This window comes from Nocardia sp. NPDC050378, from assembly GCF_040655675.1.
GTDB classification, from domain to species: domain Bacteria; phylum Actinomycetota; class Actinomycetes; order Mycobacteriales; family Mycobacteriaceae; genus Nocardia; species Nocardia coubleae.
Map to the genome: position 1 here is coordinate 319872 of NZ_JBFAKI010000004.1, position 20108 is coordinate 339979.

Consider the following 20108-nt stretch of genomic DNA (forward strand, 5'->3'; position numbering starts at 1 on the left):
GGTCCTGGTGAGACCTCGGCGCGTGGGGATCACGAAGCGGCGGTAACCTTTTCGCGTTCCGGTTCGTAGGTCTCCCAGAAGGTGGCGTTGCGGATACCGAGTGCCTTCGGATCGAAGACCGGGTCCTTGCCTTCCTTCTTCTGCTTCTCGTAGTCACGCAGGTCCTTGTAGGCGGGCTGCTGGATGATGATGATGCCGATGATGTTGAGCCAGGCCATCAGGCCGACGCCGATGTCGCCGAGGGTCCAGCGGCGTCCGACGGCAGCACGCCACCGTCGGCCAGGACCTTGCCGTCGGCGGACTCGCCCTCGAAGACCCGGTAGGCGCCGGTCGACAGGATCAGCAGCCCGGTGGCGGTGCAGACGAACAGGGTGTCGATGTACACGGCGAACGCCTGCACCAGACCCTGCTTGGCGGGGTGGCATGCCTCGGCGGCGGCCGCCAAGTACGGGCGGGTGCCCTGACCTGCCTCGTTGGAGTACACACCGTGCTTGACGCCCCACATCACGGCCGCGCCGATGATCGCACCGAACGCCGCGTCGGCGCCGAGGGCGCTGCGGACGACCAGGGCGAGGATCTCGGGGATCTGGCCGGCGTTGGCGAACACGATGACCATGGAGATCAGGATGTAGCCCACCGCCATGAACGGCACGACGACCGCCGCGAAGGCGGCGATGCGCTTGACGCCACCGATGATGACGAACGCGAGCACGATCACGGTTGCCGAGGGCGACCACCCATTCCGACACATCCCAGGCCTGGGTTCATCGCGGCCGCACTCGACGAAGGAAGTGGAGGCGCCGAGGAAGGCCACTGCCCACATCCAGAACAGCGCCCCCGGCCCGCCGAAGGCGAATATAACCGTTGATCGTGGTCAAGAACTCAGCCACTCGCTCGTATGCCCTGATAGCCGTCGATGGACGTCAGACATGATCGCATGTCCGGTAACCGTTGATTAGCTGAGTACATATTGTTCGCCCGCCCGCCTCGCTCTCGGGCGCGGATCGAAGCGACGCAGGTCACTGTGGGTGTGTAAACAAATGTAAACCGTCCGAGAACCCGTCGTTTCCGAAGCATCACCGCGTCGGTGCCGAACCGCATCGCGAGCGTCGGGAAGGGCCGGTCGGGGGCGGGTTTCCCCTGGTCGCCGCGGGTGTGGTGGGTGAGCAGCGGGTTACGGGGGTGACCAGCACATTTCGCCCACCTCACAACGCACAAAGGCCCGATCCGGGGTGTGAGAAGTTCGTTTTGCCCGGCGGGATCGCCTCCTTACAGTTGGCCTCAACAGCCCGATTTCACAAGCTCGAAGGGGGCGTCGTGGTTAATTCGCGCACTCATGGTCCGTCGCCCACCGATTTCGGTGACAGTCTGCTGACGCTCGGAAAATACTTTCAGCGCGGTGAGGTTTCCGCGGATCAGCGGTCGGTGTTCAAGGTCGGTGGGCGCGATGCCGACGCGTTCTACCGCGACCGGTGGTCGCACGACAAAGTGGTGCGCTCCACCCACGGCGTGAACTGCACCGGTTCGTGCTCGTGGAAGATCTACGTCAAGGACGGCGTGATCACCTGGGAGTCCCAGCAGACCGACTACCCCTCGGTAGGCTCGGACAAGCCCGAGTACGAACCGCGCGGCTGCCCCCGTGGCGCCTCGTTCTCCTGGTACACCTACTCCCCCGCCCGCGTGCGCTACCCGTATGTGCGCGGCACCCTGCTCGACCTGTACCGCAAGGCCAAGGCCGAGCTGAAGGACCCGGTGCTGGCCTGGGAGTCGATCGTCGAGGATCCAGTCAAGGCCAAGGCGTACAAGAACGCTCGAGGCAAGGGCGGGTTCGTGCGCGCCGAGTGGTGGGAGGCGGCCGAAATCGCCGCTGCCGCACACGTTTACACGATCAAGCAGTACGGCCCCGACCGCGTCGCCGGGTTCTCGCCGATTCCGGCGATGTCGATGGTCAGCCACGCCACGGGCGCACGGTTCGTGTCGCTGCTCGGCGGCTACATGCTCTCGTTCTACGACTGGTACGCCGACCTGCCGGTGGCCTCGCCGCAGGTGTTCGGCGACCAGACCGACGTGCCGGAGTCGGCCGACTGGTTCGACGCGGGTTACCTCATCATGTGGGGTTCCAACGTCCCGGTGACCCGAACCCCCGACGCGCACTACATGACCGAGGCGCGGTATCGCGGCCAGAAGGTCGTGGTGGTCTCCCCCGACTACGCCGACAACACCAAGTTCGCCGACGAGTGGGTGGCCGCACGCCCCGGTACCGACGCGGCGCTGGCGATGGCGATGGGGCACGTGGTGCTCAAGGAGTTCTTCCTCGAGAAGCAGACTCCGATGTTCCTGGACTACATCAAGTCCTACACCGATTTGCCGTACCTGATCTGTCTCGACGAGGCGGTGGATCAGGGCGGCGCTCTTCCCGGCAAGTTCTTGACGGCGGCCGATCTGGGCCACACCGACGAGAACGCCGCACACAAGCCGGTGCTGCTCGATCAGGCCGGAAACCCGGTGGTGCCCAACGGTTCTCTCGGCCACCGCTTCAACGAGGCCGACGCGGGCAAGTGGAATCTCGACCTGGAAGGGGTCGACCCGCTGCTCACCCTGCTCGGCCATTCCGGCGAGGCGCCGACCACCATCGCGCTGCCCCGCTTCGACACCGACACCGCCGAGCCCATCATCCGTGGCGTGCCGACGAAAACCGTCGCGGGCAAACGGGTCACCACCGTCTTCGACCTGCTGCTCGCCCAGTACGGCCTCGGCCGTGACGGCCTGCCCGGCGAGTGGGCCAAGGGTTACGACGACGCCGAGTCGCCCTACACCCCGGCCTGGCAGGAAACCATCACCGGCGTGCCCGCCGTGCAGGCCGCGCGCATCGGCCGCGAATTCGCCGACAACGCCGAACGTTCCGGTGGCCGCTCGATGATCCTGATGGGCGCGGGCACCAACCACTGGTTCCACTCCGATCAGATCTACCGCGCGTTCTTCACCCTCACGCTGCTCACCGGCTGCCAGGGCAAGAACGGCGGCGGCTGGGCACACTACGTCGGCCAGGAGAAGTGCCGGCCCGTAACCGGTTGGGCCACATTGGCTTCGGCGAGTGACTGGCAGCGCCCGCCACGTCAGATGCAGGGCACTGTGTTCTGGTACCTGACCAACGACCAGTGGCGCTACGACCCGTTCACCTCCGACTCGTTCGCCTCCCCGCTCGGCAAGGGCAAGTTCGCCGGTCGTACCGCCGCCGACAACATCGCGCTGGCGAGTCGGCTCGGCTGGATGCCGAGCTACCCGACGTTCAACCGCAACCCACTGGACATGGCCGACGAAGCGGCCGCCGCGGGTAAGACCCCCGGTGAGCACGTGGTCGACGGTCTCAAGTCCGGTGACCTGCGGTTCGCCTGCGAAGACCCGGACGCTCCCGAGAATTTCCCCCGCGTGCTCACCGTGTGGCGGGCGAACCTGCTCGGCTCCTCGGGCAAGGGCAACGAGTACTTCCAGAAGCACCTGCTCGGCTGCGGCTCCAACCTGCAGACCACCGACGCCACCGGTGTGCGCCCGCAGGAACTGGAGTGGCGGGAGGAAGGCGCCGAAGGCAAGCTGGATCTGTTGCTGGCGTTGGACTTCCGCATGACCAGCACCACCCTGTTCGCCGACATCGTGCTGCCCGCCGCCACCTGGTACGAGAAGCACGACCTGTCCTCCACCGACATGCACCCCTTCGTGCACGCCTTCTCCCCCGCCATCTCCCCGCCATGGGAGGCCAAGACCGACTTCGAGGCGTTCCACCGCATCGCGCGCGGGTTCTCCTGGCTTGCCGAAAAGCACCTGGGTACAAGGAAAGACATCGTCGCGGTGCCGTTGCAGCACGACTCCCCGGATGCGCTGGCGCAAGCGGGCGGCACGGTGCTGGACTGGAAAGCCGGTGAGTGCGAACCGATTCCGGGCAAGACCATGCCCAAGATCGTCGAGATCGAACGCGACTACACCAAGATCGCCGAGAAGCTCGCGGCGCTCGGCCCGCTGGTCGACACGCTCGGGGTGACCACCAAAGGCATCACGACCTACCCCGACAAAGAGGTGGAATACCTCGCGGGCAAGAACGGCACCGTGGTGTCGGGGATCGCGGCCGGGCGGCCGTCGCTGGCCAAGGACACCTTCGCCGCCGAGACCATTCTCGCGCTGTCGGGCACCACCAACGGCCGTCTCGCGGTCGAGGGTTTCCACCAGCTCGAGCGGCGCACCGGCACGAAACTGGCCGATCTCGCCGCCGAGGCCGAGGGCAAGCAGATCACCTTCGCCGACACCCAGGCCCGGCCCGTTCCGGTCATCACCTCGCCGGAGTGGTCGGGCAGCGAGAGCGGCGGGCGTCGGTACTCGCCGTTCACCATCAATGTGGAGCGGCTCAAGCCGTGGCACACCCTCACCGGGCGTCAGCACTTCTACCTCGACCACGACTGGATGATCGAACTCGGTGAGCAACTGCCGATCTTCCGTCCGCCGCTGGACATGTCGGCGCTGTTCGCGGAGCCGAGCATCGGCAATGTGAGCGGCAACGGGCTCACCGTGCGCTACCTGACCCCGCACTCGAAGTGGTCCATCCACTCCGCCTACCAGGACAACCTGCACATGCTCACGCTCTCGCGGGGTGGTCAGACGATCTGGATGTCGGATGTGGATGCCAAGAAGATCGGTGTGGCCGACAACGACTGGATCGAGGCGATCAACCGCAACGGTGTCGTCGTGGCCCGCGCGATCGTCTCGCACCGCATGCCCGAAGGCACGGTGTTCATGTACCACGCCCAGGACCGCGCGGTCGACGTGCCGCGCATCGAAGGCGCCGAGGACACCACCAAAGAAGCCAAGGGCAAGCGCGGCGGTATCCACAACGCGCTCACCCGGGTGCTCATCAAGCCCTCGCACCTGATCGGCGGCTACGCCCAGCAGTCGTTCGCGCTGAATTACCACGGCCCCACCGGCAACCAGCGCGACGAGGTCACCACCATCCGTCGCCGCAACCAGAACGTGGAGTACTGACATGCGCGTAATGGCTCAACTTGCGATGGTCATGAACCTGGACAAGTGCATCGGCTGCCACACCTGCTCGGTCACCTGCAAGCAGGCGTGGACCAATCGCGGTGGCACCGAATACGTCTGGTTCAACAATGTGGAAACCCGTCCGGGACAGGGCTATCCGCGCCAGTACGAGGACCAGGAGAAGTGGAAGGGTGGCTGGACGCTCAACAAGCGCGGCAAGCTCACCCTGAAGTCGGGGTCGCGGTTCAAGCGGCTGATGAACATCTTCGCCAACCCCGATCTGCCGACGGTCGACGACTACTACGAGCCGTGGAGCTACGACTACGACAACCTGCTGTCGTCGCCGCCCACCGACACCACCCCGGTCGCCCGGCCGAAGTCGCTGATCACCGGCGAGGACACCAAGGTCACCTGGGGCGCCAACTGGGACGACGACCTGGGTTCGGGCCCCGAGCAGGTCGGCAAGGACCCCTTGCTCGGCAAGCTCGAGGACAAGGTGAAACTGGAGTTCGAAGAGACCTTCATGTTCTACCTGCCGCGCATCTGCGAGCACTGCCTCAATCCCTCGTGTGCCGCGTCGTGCCCGTCGGGCGCGATCTACAAGCGCGAGGAAGACGGCATCGTGCTCGTCGACCAGGACAAATGCCGTGGCTGGCGGCAGTGCATCACCGGCTGCCCGTACAAGAAGATCTATTTCAACCACAAAACCGGCAAAGCCGAGAAGTGCACCTTCTGCTACCCGCGCGTGGAGGTCGGCATCCCGACCGTGTGCTCGGAAACCTGTGTGGGCCGGCTGCGCTACATCGGCGTGATGCTCTACGACGCCGACGCGGTGCTCGAGGCGGCGCAGGTCACCGACCCGCAGGATCTGTACACCTCCCAGCTCGGGGTGTTCCTCAACCCGCACGACCCGCGCGTGATCGCCGAGGCGGAGAAGGCCGGTATCTCGCCGGAATGGATTGCCGCCGCGCAGGATTCGCCGGTGTACAAGCTGATCGTCGACTACCAGCTCGCGCTGCCGCTGCATCCGGAATACCGCACCATGCCGATGGTCTGGTACGTGCCGCCGCTGTCACCGGTGGTGGATGTGCTCACCGAGACCGGCCACGACGGCGAGGACGCGCGCAACCTGTTCGGCGCCATCGATGCCCTGCGCATCCCGATCGGCTACCTGGCGGAGCTGTTCACCGCCGGTGAGATCGGTCCGGTGCGCGCCTCGTTGCAAAGGCTGGCCGGGATGCGGGCTTTCATGCGGTCAGTGAACCTCGGGGAGGAACCCGATACGGGGATCGCGCCATCGATCGGGCTCGAGCCCGAGGAGATCGAGGCGATGTACCGGTTGCTCGCGATCGCCAAGTACGAGCACCGCTACGTGATCCCCAGCGGCGCGACTTCCCGCGCGCACGAACTGGATTCGCTGGCCACCGGGTGCAGTCTCGACACCGACGGCGGGCCGGGCATGACGGCGTTCGACCAGGTGGTGGAGAAGTTCTCCCTCGCCGACACGAATCAGGCCGCACCGGAGGAGAAGTCGGGGCGGATCAACCTGCTCAACTGGGACGGTCGCTCCACCGCAGGTCTGCTGCCCGGCAGCGACAACGGCAACGGCAACGGGAATGCCAACGGCCACACCGGCAACGGCGCCGGATCCGGTGGTGGAGGCAACGGCGCCGCCACCACCGACCCGGCCGTCAGCGGGGTGCCGCAATGAGTCTGCTCTCCATCCGGCGGCGACCCGAGCCCGTCCTAGCGCTGGCCGAGCACGAGCGTCGCATGGTCTGGCGCCTGGCCGCGCTGCTACTGGACTATCCCGGCGAACAGACCCTCGCCCTGCTCGAGCAATTGTCCTCCGCCGCAGCGCGATTGCCCGACGAGGTGCGCACCCATTTCGAGCCGGTGCTCGCCTACCTGCGCGACACCCCGGACATCGAGGTCGCCCAGAGCTATGTCGAGACCTTCGACATGCGCCGCCGCGCCAGCCTGCACCTGACGTTCTACGCCTACGGCGACACCCGCAAACGCGGCATGGCGCTGCTGCGTTTCAAGCACGCCTACCGCCAGGCCGGTGCCGAACTCGGCGACGAGGAACTGCCCGACCACCTGCCGGTGCTGCTCGAGTTCGCCGCCACCGTCGACCCCATCGGCGGCGAACGCCTGCTCGGCGAACACGTACCGGTACTGGAGCTGCTCCGGTTGTCACTGGGAGACAACAACTCCCCGTACTCGGGTGTCCTCGCGGCCGTCCTGGCGACCCTGCCACCGGTGACCACCGCCGACCGCCGCCGCATCGCCGAACTCGCCGCCCAGGGCCCGCCCGAGGAAGAGGTCGGCCTGGAACCCTTCGCCATGGACCCCGCCCTCTTCGACGCAACAGAAGGTCGCCGATGAACGCCACCATTCCGCTTCCCGAAGGCCTGTGGCTGATCCTGCCCTACATCGCCGCGACTTCCTTTGTGCTGGGCCATGTCTGGCGCTACCGGTTCGACCAGTTCGGATGGACCACGCGGTCCTCGCAGATCTACGAGTCCAAGCTGCTGCAGCTGGGCAGTCCGCTGTTCCACTTCGGCATGCTCGGGGTGTTCGGCGGGCATGTGATGGGCCTGCTGATTCCGCAGTCGTGGACGGCGGCGCTCGGGATCTCCGAGCACACCTATCACCTGGTGGCCGTCGGCGCGGGATCCATCGCGGGTCTGATGGTGGTGGCCGGGGTGGCCATCCTGTGTTACCGCCGCATCGTCGTACCCGCTGTGCGCAAGGCGACCAGCCGCAACGACATCATGATGTACACACTGCTCACGCTGGCGCTGGTCACCGGGCTGCTCAACACCTGGGGCTCGAACCTGCTGTGGGGCACCTACAACTACCGCGACACCGTGTCGCCGTGGTTCCGCAGCCTGTTCACCATCAACCCGGAGCCGGGGCTGATGGTCGGCGTGCCGTGGACCTTCCAGCTGCACGGACTGGTGGTGCTCGCTCTGGTCGCGGCCTGGCCGTACACCCGGCTGGTGCACATGTTCAGCGCGCCCATCGGGTATCTCACCCGCCCGTACATCGTGTACCGGCGCAAGGAAGTGGACACCAAGGACAAGACCCGTTTCGCCAAGGCCTGGGACGCCCCGGTGACTCCCGATCGCTGGTAGGCCACCTTTTCGCCCGGTGAGCGGGCGATACCATTGCGGCCCACAATTGAAACGTGTTTCACTTCTGGGATGAGCGATGTCCTCGCGCCCGCCCGCCTCGGTCCCCTCACCCTGCGTAACCGCGTGCTCAAGGCGGCCACCTTCGAAGGGCGAACGCCCGACGCGCTGGTCACCGACGAGCTGGTGGAGTTCCATCGCGAGGTCGCCGCCGGTGGGGTCGGGATGACGACGGTCGCCTACTGCGCGGTCGCCCCGGGTGGGCGTACGGATCGGCACCAGATCTGGATGCGTCCGGAGGCGGTGCCGGGTTTGCGGCGGCTCACCGACGCGGTGCACGCCGAGGGTGCGGCGGTGAGCGCCCAGCTGGGGCACGCGGGCCCGGTGGCGAACGCGAAATCGAACCGGGCGCCCGCGCTGGCGCCGAGCCGGATGTTCAATCCGCTCGGAATGCGGTTCACCAAGGTGCCCGACGCACTCGGTATCGCCGAGGTGGTCGAGGCGCACGCGCGGGCGGCGCGGCTGGCGCGGGAAGCCGGATTCGATGCCGTCGAGGTGCATCTCGGGCACAACTATCTGGCCAGCGCGTTCCTGAGCCCGATGCTCAATCGCCGCAAGGACGACTACGGCGGCAGTCTGGTGAACCGGGCCAGGCTGGCGAGACAGCTGGTGCGCGCAGTCCGTGACGCGGCGGGTGACAGCATGGCCGTGACGGCCAAACTCACCATGGAAGACGGGGTGCGGGGCGGTTTCTCGATCGAGGAGTCGCTGCAGGTGGCGCGCTGGTTGCAGGACGACGGCGCCGTCGATGCCATCGAACTCACCGCGGGCAGTTCCCTGCTCAATCCGATGGCCATCTTCCGCGGCGATGCTCCGCGCCGAAACTTCGCGCGCGCACTGCCGATTCCCGTGCGCTGGGGTTTCCGGCTCGTCGGCGGGCAGTTCCTGCGCGAATATCCCTATCGCCCCGCCTATCTGCTCGACAAGGCGCGCCGCTTCCGCGCGGAGCTGACGATCCCACTGATCCTGCTCGGCGGCATCACCGACCTCGCGGGCGCCGAGCAGGCCCGCACCGAGGGCTTCGATTTCGTCGCCATGGGCCGCGCTCTGCTCCGCGAACCCGACCTGATCCGCCGCTGGCAGGACGACCGGGCGACCCCGTCGCTGTGCACGCACTGCAACGAATGCGTGCCGACCATCTATTCGAAGACCCGCTGCGTGCTGCGCACCTGAACGCACGCCGATGATTTCGCGGTGTCGGCGCCGTCTGCACTACGGGACGCCGGTCGGCGCCGCGGCGCCCGGCGATCGACGGTGCCTGGAGGATTTCGTGCCCGCTACCCGTGCCGCGCTGTGGGCGATGATCCACACCGAACGCGCCACTCTCGCCGACGACCTCGCCCACCTCGACGACGACCAGTGGCACCGGCCGTCGCTGTGCGGTGCGTGGACCGTCGAGGACGTGGTCGCTCATCTCACGGCGGGTGCGAGCACCGGACGGATGCGCTGGCTCGGCAGCGTTCTCGCGGCCCGCTTCGACTTCGACAAGCACAACGAACGGCGCAAAGCCGACCACCTCGGCGCGACAACGGCCGAGACCCTCGAACGGTTCCGCGCGATCATCCCCAGCACGACCGCCCCGTCGGGCGACACGGCCGCATGGCTGGGTGAAATCGTCGTCCACGGTCAGGACATCCGCCAGCCCCTCGGGCTGACGACCACACCGTCGATCGAATCGACCACAGCGGTTGCCGAGTTCTTCGCCGCCCGCGACTTCACCGTGCCGAGCCACACGCTGGTCGACGGTCTCCGCCTGGAAGCGACCGACGGGCCGTTCACGCACGGCGCCGGGCCCCTGGTCAGCGGAACGACGATCGCCCTGACCATGACGATGGCCGGACGGGCCGCCTACTGCGACGACCTCGCGGGCCCCGGAGTCCCCACCTTGCGTGAGCGTCTGGCCGAGGGCGGGCGCTGAGAACTCACCCCTGCTCGGGAGCGTCTCACCGAGCGCGGCTGTCGGCTGCTGATGCCGTTACGCACCAAGCAGGGGCGACCGGGCAAGAACGGCCACCGTCAGCGCCGATCACGAAGAGGCGTGCAGGTTTTCAGCGGATCGCTGGGCTCGAGTCAGGTGGCAGTGCCGAGGGCTTTGCGGACCGTGTCGAACCACGCTTGAGTGCCGCTGAGCCCCGCTTCGATGTCCTTGCGGCCGCCGTGGAAACCGAAGAGGTCGGCGGCGGCGCGGCTCAGGACCGTACCCTCGGATTCGCCGAGTTCGGTGAGGACGTCGGTGTCGCCGAGGAGGTAGGCGACAATCGCCACCTGACCCTCGGACCACTGCTCGCGGTGCGGCGACCAACCGTCGGCGCGCACCGCCCGAGCCTTGGCGAGCAGGTCGTCTCGCAGGGCGTCGCGGTCGGCGTCGGTCGGCTTGCGTGGTTTACCCCAGCTGATCCGTTTCGCGTCCGACATGGCGCCGAGTCTGCCACAGCGCTTTGTCCGATCACGGTGCGCGGCACCGATCGCGCGGGCTAGAGGGAACGGGCGATCAACTCCTTCATGATCTCGTTCGTTCCCGCGAGAATGCGCAGCACCCGGGCGCTGGTGAAGATCTCGGCGATCGGATATTCGGTCATGTATCCGTAGCCGCCGAACAGTTGCAGGCACCGGTCGGCGACGACGCTCAACTGGTCGGTGAGCCAGTACTTGGCCATCGACGCCGTGGCCACATCGAGCTCACCGCTCAGGTGCCGAGTGATGCAATCGTCGAGGAACACCCGGCTGATCCGGGCGATGGTCGCGCACTCCGCGAGTTCGAACTTGGTGTTCTGGAAGGCGAACACCGGTTTGCCGAAAGCGTTGCGGCCCTTGGTGTAGTCGACGGTCATCGCGACTGCCGCCTCCATCGCCGCCACCGCCATCACCGCCGCCACCAGCCGTTCCTGCTGGAGCAACCGCATCATCTGATAGAAGCCCTGGCCCTCGGCCTCGCCGAGCAGGTTGCCGACCGGTACGCGCAGACCGTCGAAGAACAGCTCACCGGTGTCCTGCCCCTTGCCGCCGATCTTGGCCAAAGTGCGGCCGCGGCTGAAGCCGGGCGTGTCCGGCCCGACCTCCGCGACGATCAGCGACACACCCGCGGCACCCTTGTCGGGGTCGGTCTTGGCGGCGATGACGACCGCGTCGCACAGCGCGCCGTTGCTGATGAACATCTTCGATCCGGTGATGACGTACTCGTCGCCGTCGCGCACCGCCCTGGTCTGGATGTTCTGCAGATCCGAGCCGGTGCCCGGCTCGGTCATCGCGATCGCGAGCACACACTCACCGCTGGCAGCCTTCGGCAGGATGCGGCGTTTGACCGCGTCGGAGGCGAACTCCACCAGGTAGGGCGCCACGATTCCGGAGTGGATCGCGATCCCCATCGAGGTGTCGCCGACCTTCGATTGAGCCTCGATGATGGCGGCTTCGTGGGCGAAAGTGCCACCCCCGCCGCCGAATTCCTCCGGGATGGACGGGGCGAGCAACCCGAGCTTTCCCGCCGCGCGATAGAGATCGCGGTCGGGGTGACCCTGCTCCTTGTACCGCTCGGCGCCGGGAAGCACCTCTTTCTCGAAGAACTTGGTCGCGAGTTCACGGACCGCCTCGATCTCGTCGTCTACCCAGCTCGCCCGTGCGCTCATCGGTGATCCTCCAGGAACTTCAGTCGGTGGAGGCAGGTTTTCAGACCAATTGGCGTCGTGTCAATAGTGCCGAAAATTCATCCGCTGAGTTGATTCGATGAATATGTTCTCAATGTATCATCGTGTCTATGCGCGAAGCTTCAGCTCTGCCCGCACCGACCACCGCGGGTTCCGACGACAGGGTTCTGCGGTGCCGCTACGGCACGGTCGACGACTTTCAGATCGAGCGGTTTCTCGACGGCATCGGCGCTTTCGCGGGAGCGGGCGCGAATGTCATCGTGCAGCTGGCGAACCGGCCCGTGGGCTACGGCGTCGTCGAGAGCACGGTCGAGTCGGGCCGCGCCGACGTGCATCCGTGGAAGCGGCTGCGCACCACGCTGACCTACATCGCCGTGGCGATGCTCGGCACCGAGCAGGACCGCGACATCTATCGGGAGGCGGTCGGCACCGTGCACCGGCACGTGCGGTCGAGGCCGGGAGCCGCGGTGAAGTACAACGCCTTCGATCCCGAGCTGCAGAAGTGGGTCGCGGTGTGCCTGTGCTGGGGTGTCCTCGACATCAACGAACGCCTGTACGGGCCGCTGGACCGTGACACCAAGGAGGTCTTCGTCCAGTACGGCGCCCGATTCGGCACCGGCCTGCAGATGCGACCCGGCATGTGGCCCGCCGATCTGGACGAGTTCGAACACTACTTCGCGACCGGGCTGGCGAACATGCGGATCGACGACCCGGTCGCCGAATACCTGCGCAAGCTGATCGGCCTGCGCAATGTCGCGCGGCCACGCTGGCTGGCGAACTTCCACCGCTTCGCTGTGATCGGCCTGCTGCCCGAGCCCATGCGCGCCCAGCTCTACCTGCCGTGGACCGACGCGCAGGAACGGCGCCACCGGCTGCTGTTCCGCGCCATCGGCGCCGGCTACGGACTGCTGCCCGATCGCGCGCGACTGTTCCCGTACTCGACGCTGCTGTGGGACATGCGGCGACGCCACCGGCGCGGGCGTCCACTCGTCTGAGTACGGTGAGACATCGGCCGGCGACGGCCATGATGTTCGGGCGGTTCAGGAGGGAATGGTGATGGCCGAGTCGACCGGATTGCTGGTCCGCATCCGCGGCAACGGCGGGGTGGAACGGGACAATGCCGACATTCTGAACGGCGCGCTCGCCGCCTTCCTGGATTTCGGGATCAAACGCACGAGCATGGCCGAGGTTGCCCGGCGCGGCGGGTTGTCCCTGGCGACGCTGTACCGCCGGTTCGGCGGCAAGGACGACATCGTGCAGGCGGTCGGGTTGTGGCAGGTGCGCCGCCTGCTCGACCAGGCCGACGCCGCATTGCGCAGGCAGGCCGACGAGGGCGCGAGCGCCGAGGACCAGATCGTCGAATTGTTCGTCGTCTTCGCCCTCGGCCTGCGGGAGAACCCGCTGCTCGACCGTCTGCTCGCCACCGACCCGGCCACGGTGCTGCCGTATCTCACGACCGGCGGGGCACCGGTGATCGAACTCGGCCGCGACTTCCTCGCCGAGTTCATCACGCGGTTGCAGCAGGCGGGCAAACTGCCCGCCTACGATCCGCTGCCCGTCGCCGAGATGGTGGCGCGCACCGCGTTGTCGCTGGTGCTGACCCGGCCGACCGTCATCCCCCTCGACGACGAGGCGGCGGCGCGCCGATTCGCCCGCGATCACATCGCACCGGGGTTCCGTCCACTGGACGCGCACCCCGGTGCCGACGAGACCTGACGATCAGCGACCGAACCGGCGCCGCCCGCGCGCCCCGGCCAACCGCATCGCGTTCCGCATGAATCCGAAGTTCTTCAGGCTGTACGGGTACCAGACGAGTTCGGATTTCTGCGTCGGCAGCGCCGGTGCGGTGATCGCCTGCTTGCGGCAGTACTTGCGCACACCGTCCGCGCCGCCGAAGCGGTAGCCGGTGCCCGACTGCCCCCAACCACCGTGGGGCAATGCGAAATTGAACAGGTTGATGGTGGCGTCGTTGATGTTCACCGCACCCGCCATCAGGCGTCGGGCGATGGCCTGCCCACGGGACTTGCTCCCGGTCCACACCGAGGCCGACAGACCGTACTCGGAGTCGTTGGCGAGCCGGATCGCCTCGTCCGCGTCGGCCACCTTGATGACCGGGATGGTCGGGCCGAAGGTCTCCTCGGTGATGCACGACATCGAATGATCCACGTCGACAAGGACAGTCGGCTCGAAGAAGTTCCCCTCCCCCGTGGCCTTGCCACCGGTGAGCGCGCGGGCGCCCTTGGCGATCGCCTCCTCGACGTGCCGGGTGACGATCGCGACCTGCGCTTCGTTGGCGAGCGGGCCCACATCCATGTTCCCGCTGCGGTCGTCGCGTCCGAGCCGCAGCGTCTCGACATGCGCCACCAGCTTTTTCACGAACTCGTCGTACACCGGCGCCTCGACATACACCCGCTCCACCGACACGCACAGCTGCCCGGCGTTGGTCAGGGCGCCGAAGGTGATGCCGTTGACCGCGCGGTCGAGGTCGGCGTCGGCCAGCACGATCGCCGGGTCCTTGCCACCCATCTCGAGGCTGTAGGGGCGGGTGCGTTCCGCGCAGGCGACGGCGATGCGGCGGCCGGTGGCGCCGGAACCGGTGAACTGGACGAAGTCGGAGTTGTCGACCACCGCGGCGCCGATGTCACCCCGCCCGGAGACCACCGTGAACACCGGCGGCGCGCCGATCTCGGCCCAGCCGCGGGCCAGCAGCAGGGGCGTCAGCGGGGTGACTTCCGACGGCTTGAGCAGCACGGCGGCCCCGGCGGCGAGTGCGGGAACCACATCGGAGGCGGGCATGGCGAGCGGGAAGTTCCACGGCGTGATGATGCCGACCACCTGGTACGGCTTGTACGCGGTGGTCAGCTTCTTGACCCGCATCAGCGGGGTGTGTGGGCTCACGTGGGTGTCGGCGAGGAACGCGACCGCGTTGCGCGCGTAGTAGCCGAGCAGGTCGGCGGTGAAGGCGACTTCGACCTCGGCCTCGACCCGGGGCTTGCCCGATTCGTCCTGGATCGAGTCGGCCAGCGCGGCGGCATTGTCGAGCACCCAGTCCTGCAGCTTCAGCAGCCACTGCTTGCGCCCGGCCGCGCTGATCGACTCCCAGCGCGGCTGCGCCGTGCGCAGGGCGTCGGCCGCGGCGGCGACCTCCGCCGGGGTGGTGACGGCGACGGTGCCGACCGTCTCCCCGGACGCCGGGTTACGCACGATGAGCTCGGCGGCGGCGACGGTTGGCGTAGCGGAATCAGACACTTCTTCTCCTGGCTGGCCGAATCGGATTACACCACCACTCTAGACATCGTGAGAAGGTTTCAGTGTCAGTCTTTCAATCTCTCTATTGGACAGCGAGGTCGCGGCGGGTGACCTTGCCGGTCGCGTTGCGAGGCAGCGGGTCGGCGGTGATCTGCCATCGGGCCGGGACCTTGAAGTAGGCCAGGCGGGCGGCGAGATAGTCGCGCAGTTCGTCCTCGGTGACGGTGCCCGGTTCGGTGACGACGACGGCCGCCACCTCCTGACCCAGGTCGGGGTGCGGGACGCCGAAGACCGCGCAGTCGAGGACCGCGGGGTGTTCGACGAGGACGTTCTCGACTTCGGTCGGGTACACGTTTTCCCCGCCACGCAGGATCAGGTCGGTCCGCCTGCCCGACACGGTCAGCCTGCCGTCGGTCATGGTCCCGAAATCTCCTGAGCGCAACCACCTTCGGTCGTCGAGGACCTCCGCCGTCGCGGTCTCGTTGTTCCAGTAGCCGAGCATCACGTACTGGCTGCGGATGAAGATCTCGCCTTCCTGACCGTCGGGCAGCACCGCGCCGTCGGGGTCGCGAATCTCCACCGACACCCCCACGATCGGCCTGCCGACCGAAGCCGGATCGGCCATCAGGTCCAGCGGCGTGGCCACGGTCGCGGCGGTGCCGCTCTCGGTGAGCCCGTAACTGGTGGTCAGCGACAACGGCACGCCGGCGAGGTGTTCGCGCAGCCGCTCGAGCAGGGCGGGCGCCGACGGTGCGGAGTTCAGCGACAGCGCCGTCAGCGTCGACAAGTCGTAGCCCGAGACGTCGTGGTCGAGCAGGCGGGTCGCCATGGTCGGCACCGCCGCCCAGTTGGTGACCCGTTCCCGCTGGACCATGCGCAGCACGCGATCGGCCTCGAAGGCGCCGTGCGGGAACACCGCCGCCGCACCGGTGGCCAGGCGCGGGATCACCAGATTGTGCAGGCTGGCGATGTGGAACAGCGGGGCGGTGACCAGGTAGCGCCGCTCGCTCGGGCCGTCACCGACCGGTTGTCCGGTGAACGCCGCCTGCATCGCGTCGGTGAAGCGGTGATATTCGGTGATCGCCAACAGGTTTCGCTGGGTGTGCACCACACCTTTGGCGCGCCCGCTGGTGCCGCTGGTGTACAGGATGACGGCCGGGTCGTCCTCTGCCACTTCGGTTTCCGGCATCGCCGCACCCCGGTACTCCGCGATCAGGGCGGGCAGGTCGGCCTCGAAGGTCGATACGGGCACCTCGATGCCCGTATCCGCTAGCCGCGCGGACCTTTTCGCGTCGGCGACCACCACCTTCGGGGTGGTGTGGCCGAGTGCGTAGGCGATTTCCGGCGGCGCCCACCAGGCGTTGTAGCCCACCGGGATCGCGCCGAGACATTGCGCCGCCCAGAAGGTGACCACCCAGTCGGGGCCGTTGGCGGCCAGGATCGCGACCCGGTCGCCCTTGCCGACGCCGTGGCGTTCGGCCAGCGCGGTAGCCAGCGCACCGACCGCCGCCGCGTGCTCGGTGAAGCTGACGCGCCGGTCCTCGGTGACAAGATAATCGCGCTCACCCCAGGTCAAGGAGTGTTCGAGCAGTTCGCGCAGACTGCGTCGCCGATGCGCGAACACCGGCATCGGCGCCCCCAGCACCTCCTCGACCGTCATCTCGAAGGGCGCACCCGGCGCGGTGAGTCCGGCCGCCACCTGCGCGACGAACACCTGGGGGTCAACGGCTTCGGTCATGAGGTCCTCCCTCGAGAACGGTCGGCGACCGCGTCGAAGACCGCCTTCAGATAGATGTCGCAGCGTTCCGACCCGATGACACCAGGTGCCATCCGGTTCATGGTGTAGGCGAAGGTGATTCGGTGATCCAGGTCGTTGACCACCATGGCGCCGCCGTAGCCCGCCCACCAGCAGACCCGGCCGTCGGGGATGTGCGGGTAGGTCTGTGGGCGCGGCAGGCCGTAGCCGATGCCGAAGCGCAGTGGGGCGAGCAGCGCCAGGTCCAGGCCGTCGGACTGTTCGTGGAAGATCGAGTCGATCGTGGCGGGTGCGAGGAAACGCCTGCCGCCGAGCTCGCCGCCGCAGGAGACGACCGACTGCACCCGGGCGACCGAGCGCGCGTTGCCGTGGCCGTTGACCGCGCCGAGTTCGGCGGAACGCCAAGCGGGGGTGGCTGTTTCGGCGATGTCGAGCAGCGGGCTGGTCAGTGTTTTGACGAGGATGCTGTCGGGGTCGAGTGCGGACAGGTCGAATTCGCGTTGTGGTGGCGCGACGAGCGTGGCGATCCGGTCGGCGTGTTCGGGTCCGGTGCCGATGTGGAAATCCGCGCCGAGTGGGCCCGCCAGTTCGGCGGCGAAGAACGCACCGAGGGTGCGACCGGTGATGCGCCGCACCAATTCCCCGACCAGATGCCCGTAGTCGAGAGCGTGATACCCCGAGGCCGTGCCGGGCTCCCACCACGGTGGCTGAGCGGCGAGCCGGGCGGCGGCGGCTTCGGTGTCGTAGATGTCGGCGAGCGCGATGGGCCGTTCCCAGCCCGAGACGCCCGAGGTGTGCGACAGCACGTGCCGCACCTCGACGCGGTCCTTGCTCTCGGCGGCGAATTCGGGCCAGTACCTGGCCACGGGTGCGTCCAGTTGGAGATCGCCGCGATCCACGAGCAGCAGGGCGCACAGCGCGGTCATCGTCTTGGTCACCGAGAAGACGTTCACCAGGGTGTCGGCCTGCCAGGCCACGGTGCGGTCGGGGTCGGCGTGACCACCCCACAGGTCCAGGACCGGATCACCGTCGACCGTCACGCACAGCGACGCGCCGAGCTCGGCGCCCGCCGCGAGCTGCTCGTCGAATACCGCTCGCACCTGCGCGAAGTCGTCCCGGCAGAAGCCCGCTGCGCGTGTCATCGGCTGGCCTCGGCCTGGGCGCGGGCGGGTACCGGCAATGTATTACCCGCGGCCGCGGCACGTTTGGCCCCGCGCTCGAGCTCCTTGGTCAGCCCGCGGACATACGGCTCGAATTCGACCTGGATGGTGTGGCGCGGCGAATCGTAGTACCGCCCGGCGCGGGCATCGAGCCGCTCGGCGACCTCGGCGTCCATCTCGGCCCGCGAGGGCAGGTGATAGCGGCCGGTGAGGTAGGCGGCCACCAGCTTGGTCTGCTGTTCGGCGAAGTTGACCAGCGTCGGAGTCGGTTGTGCCAGACCGAGATAGAACAGATTGTCCACCGAGGGCTTCATCAGCATCTGGAACAGCGGGAACCGGTTGTCGCCATCCGGTGCCAGCGCCGGATCGGTGAAGAACGGGAAGCTGATGTGATAGCCGGTCGCGCACAACACCACATCGACCTGTTCGCTCGAGCCATCCGCGAAATGAACGGTGTCACCGTCGAGCCGGGTGATGGCGGGCTTGCACTCCACGTCCCCGCAGCCGGCGCGGTGCAGGAATTCCTCACTCGCCGACGGGTGCGCCTCGAACGGTTCGTGATCCGGGGCGGGCAGACCGTAGTTCTGCATCAGGCCGCGATTCTTGCGCACGAAGCGCTGCTTGAGTTTCAGCGCGACCTTCGGCGGCATCCACTTGGGCATCGACCGCCGGTCACCCACCTGGCCGCGCACGTATTTCGGCAGCACCCACACACCCCGCCGAGCCGACACGAACAGCCGTTCGGCCAGAAACCGCTGGGACAGCTCCGAGGCGATGTCGAGCCCGGAATTGCCCATGCCGACCACCACGATGCGCTTGCCACGCATGTCGATGGGATCGAAGGGGTCGTTGTAGGCGTGACTGTGCATGAGCACACCGTCGAAATCACCGGGGTAATCCGGCATCCGGGGGTCCCAGTGGTGGCCGTTGCAGACGATCAGCGCGTCGAAGACCTCGGTGTCACCGGCCGCCGTCACCAGCCAGCGGCCGTCGTCGGTCCGCTCGGCCGCGGTGACCAGCGCATCGAACCTGATCCGGTCGCGCAGGCCGAAATGGTCGACGTAGTCCTTGAAGTACTGGTGCAGTTGCGAATGGTGCGGAAAGTCCGGCCAGTCCGCGGGCGCGGGGAAGTCCTCGAACTGCAAGCGGTACTTGGACGTATCGATGTGCAGGCTCTGATAGCAGGCCGACATGCCGTTGGGATTGCGGTAATACCAATTGCCGCCGACCTCGTCGGACGCCTCGTAACAGACGAACGGAATGCCGTACTCGGCAAGGCGTTTGGCCGCCGTGATACCCGACGGGCCCGCCCCGATGACGCAAACCCTCGGCAGCTCCGGTGTGTTCATGCACGACTCCTCATCGACTCACGCTCGCCGACGTGACCCGCACCACACGATAGCGGCTCGCTGGACACAGCGTCCAGTGAATGAGCATGCCGTCTACGATGGGTCCTATGTCGCCGGAACCCACCGCTCAGCGGGGCTCGCTGCGCGAGGAACACAAGCGCCTGACCACGGCACGCATCGTCGACACCGCGCGCACACTGTTCGAGACCCGCGGCTACTCCTCGGTCCGGGTCGACGACATCGCCGCCGCCGCGGGCTGCAGCCGAGCCACCTTCTACCTGCACTTCACCGGTAAACCCGAGGTGCTGCGCGCCATCGCCAACCAGGGCACGCTCACCAGCGTCCGGATGGTCTACGCCGACCTCGACCGCGTGCTCACCACCGGATCGCGCGCGGCGTTCGCGGAGTGGATGGCCCGCGCCATCGACTGGTTCTTCGTGAACAAGGACATGCTGCCCGCCTGGGACGAGGCCACCGCGGTGGAACCGGAATTCCGCAGGCTGGCCCGCGAGGGCATCATGACGCTGGCCGACAGCATGCCGGACTACCTCGCCCGCTGGCCCGAGGACCGGCGCGAGGAAGCCCGATTGCGGATCGAACTGCTCGTCGCCCAGCTCGAGCGGTTCTTCACCCGCTGGGCCATGCAGGGCACCATCGACGTGACCGCCGAACAGGCCGCCGAAGTCCTCACCGACGTCTGGTTTCCCGCGCTGCGCGCCCCGTGAAAC

The 20108-nt window shown here is 67.4% G+C and carries 15 protein-coding genes and 1 pseudogene; 9 read left to right on the forward strand and 7 right to left on the reverse strand.

Annotated elements, in window-relative coordinates; all coding sequences use genetic code 11:
* Positions 1 to 29 precede the first annotated feature (29 nt).
* A pseudogene (locus AB0I35_RS11655) lies at positions 30 to 853 on the reverse strand (alanine:cation symporter family protein); the annotation flags it as partial.
* Between the two features lie 464 nt (positions 854 to 1317).
* Here AB0I35_RS11655 and AB0I35_RS11660 point away from each other — a divergent pair.
* From AB0I35_RS11660 to AB0I35_RS11685, 6 genes are all read left to right on the forward strand, one after another.
* The gene (locus AB0I35_RS11660; protein WP_357395738.1) at positions 1318 to 5028 is read left to right on the forward strand and encodes a nitrate reductase subunit alpha; all 3711 of its coding nucleotides are present in this window, start codon (positions 1318 to 1320) and stop codon (positions 5026 to 5028) included.
* A 10-nt stretch (positions 5029 to 5038) separates the two neighbouring features.
* Positions 5039 to 6739 carry a nitrate reductase subunit beta gene (gene narH / locus AB0I35_RS11665; protein ID WP_357395739.1) on the forward strand — a complete coding sequence of 567 codons (1701 nt, stop codon included), beginning with the start codon at positions 5039 to 5041 and terminating at the stop codon, positions 6737 to 6739.
* A complete protein-coding gene (gene narJ, locus AB0I35_RS11670) occupies positions 6736 to 7416 on the forward strand; it encodes a nitrate reductase molybdenum cofactor assembly chaperone (RefSeq protein ID WP_357395741.1) in 681 nt (226 codons plus the stop codon). Before narH ends, narJ begins: the two co-directional genes overlap by 4 nt.
* Entirely contained in the window at positions 7413 to 8168 is a 756-nt protein-coding gene (gene narI, locus AB0I35_RS11675) for a respiratory nitrate reductase subunit gamma (protein ID WP_357395742.1), read from the forward strand. Before narJ ends, narI begins: the two co-directional genes overlap by 4 nt.
* A gap of 69 nt (positions 8169 to 8237) precedes the next feature.
* Entirely contained in the window at positions 8238 to 9398 is a 1161-nt protein-coding gene (locus AB0I35_RS11680) for an NADH:flavin oxidoreductase (protein WP_357395743.1), read from the forward strand.
* 97 nt (positions 9399 to 9495) lie between these two features.
* Positions 9496 to 10143, forward strand: a complete 648-nt coding sequence (locus tag AB0I35_RS11685) for a maleylpyruvate isomerase family mycothiol-dependent enzyme (protein WP_357395744.1) — start codon at positions 9496 to 9498, stop codon at positions 10141 to 10143.
* Positions 10144 to 10295: 152 nt separating this feature from the next.
* On the opposite strand, the gene AB0I35_RS11690 is transcribed toward AB0I35_RS11685, so the two are convergent.
* Both AB0I35_RS11690 and AB0I35_RS11695 read right to left on the reverse strand, forming a co-directional pair.
* Positions 10296 to 10640: a hypothetical protein gene (locus AB0I35_RS11690; RefSeq protein ID WP_357395745.1), complete on the reverse strand. Its 345-nt coding sequence runs from the start codon at positions 10638 to 10640 to the stop codon at positions 10296 to 10298.
* Between the two features lie 59 nt (positions 10641 to 10699).
* Positions 10700 to 11848 (reverse strand): acyl-CoA dehydrogenase family protein, encoded by a 1149-nt coding sequence (locus tag AB0I35_RS11695; protein ID WP_357395747.1) that lies wholly within the window; start codon positions 11846 to 11848, stop codon positions 10700 to 10702.
* Between the two features lie 128 nt (positions 11849 to 11976).
* On the opposite strand from AB0I35_RS11695, the gene AB0I35_RS11700 reads away from it, so the two are divergent.
* The gene (locus AB0I35_RS11700) at positions 11977 to 12861 is read left to right on the forward strand and encodes an oxygenase MpaB family protein (protein ID WP_357395748.1); all 885 of its coding nucleotides are present in this window, start codon (positions 11977 to 11979) and stop codon (positions 12859 to 12861) included.
* Positions 12862 to 12922: 61 nt separating this feature from the next.
* A complete protein-coding gene (locus AB0I35_RS11705; RefSeq protein ID WP_357395749.1) occupies positions 12923 to 13582 on the forward strand; it encodes a TetR/AcrR family transcriptional regulator in 660 nt (219 codons plus the stop codon).
* A 3-nt stretch (positions 13583 to 13585) separates the two neighbouring features.
* Here the strand turns inward: AB0I35_RS11705 and AB0I35_RS11710 are convergent, their stop codons facing one another.
* The 4 genes from AB0I35_RS11710 to AB0I35_RS11725 all read right to left on the reverse strand — a co-directional run bounded on the left by AB0I35_RS11710 (position 13586) and on the right by AB0I35_RS11725 (position 19380).
* Positions 13586 to 15115 (reverse strand): aldehyde dehydrogenase family protein, encoded by a 1530-nt coding sequence (locus AB0I35_RS11710; protein WP_357395750.1) that lies wholly within the window; start codon positions 15113 to 15115, stop codon positions 13586 to 13588.
* Positions 15116 to 15197: 82 nt separating this feature from the next.
* Entirely contained in the window at positions 15198 to 16853 is a 1656-nt protein-coding gene (locus AB0I35_RS11715; RefSeq protein ID WP_357395752.1) for a class I adenylate-forming enzyme family protein, read from the reverse strand.
* The gene (locus tag AB0I35_RS11720) at positions 16850 to 18013 is read right to left on the reverse strand and encodes a serine hydrolase domain-containing protein (protein WP_357395753.1); all 1164 of its coding nucleotides are present in this window, start codon (positions 18011 to 18013) and stop codon (positions 16850 to 16852) included. Before AB0I35_RS11720 ends, AB0I35_RS11715 begins: the two co-directional genes overlap by 4 nt.
* Positions 18010 to 19380, reverse strand: a complete 1371-nt coding sequence (locus AB0I35_RS11725; protein ID WP_357395755.1) for an NAD(P)-binding domain-containing protein — start codon at positions 19378 to 19380, stop codon at positions 18010 to 18012. The genes AB0I35_RS11720 and AB0I35_RS11725 overlap by 4 nt, the downstream gene beginning before the upstream one ends.
* A 107-nt stretch (positions 19381 to 19487) precedes the next feature.
* Here AB0I35_RS11725 and AB0I35_RS11730 point away from each other — a divergent pair, with 107 nt between their 5' ends.
* Positions 19488 to 20105 carry a helix-turn-helix domain-containing protein gene (locus AB0I35_RS11730; protein ID WP_357395756.1) on the forward strand — a complete coding sequence of 206 codons (618 nt, stop codon included), beginning with the start codon at positions 19488 to 19490 and terminating at the stop codon, positions 20103 to 20105.
* The last annotated feature ends 3 nt before the right edge of the window (positions 20106 to 20108 follow it).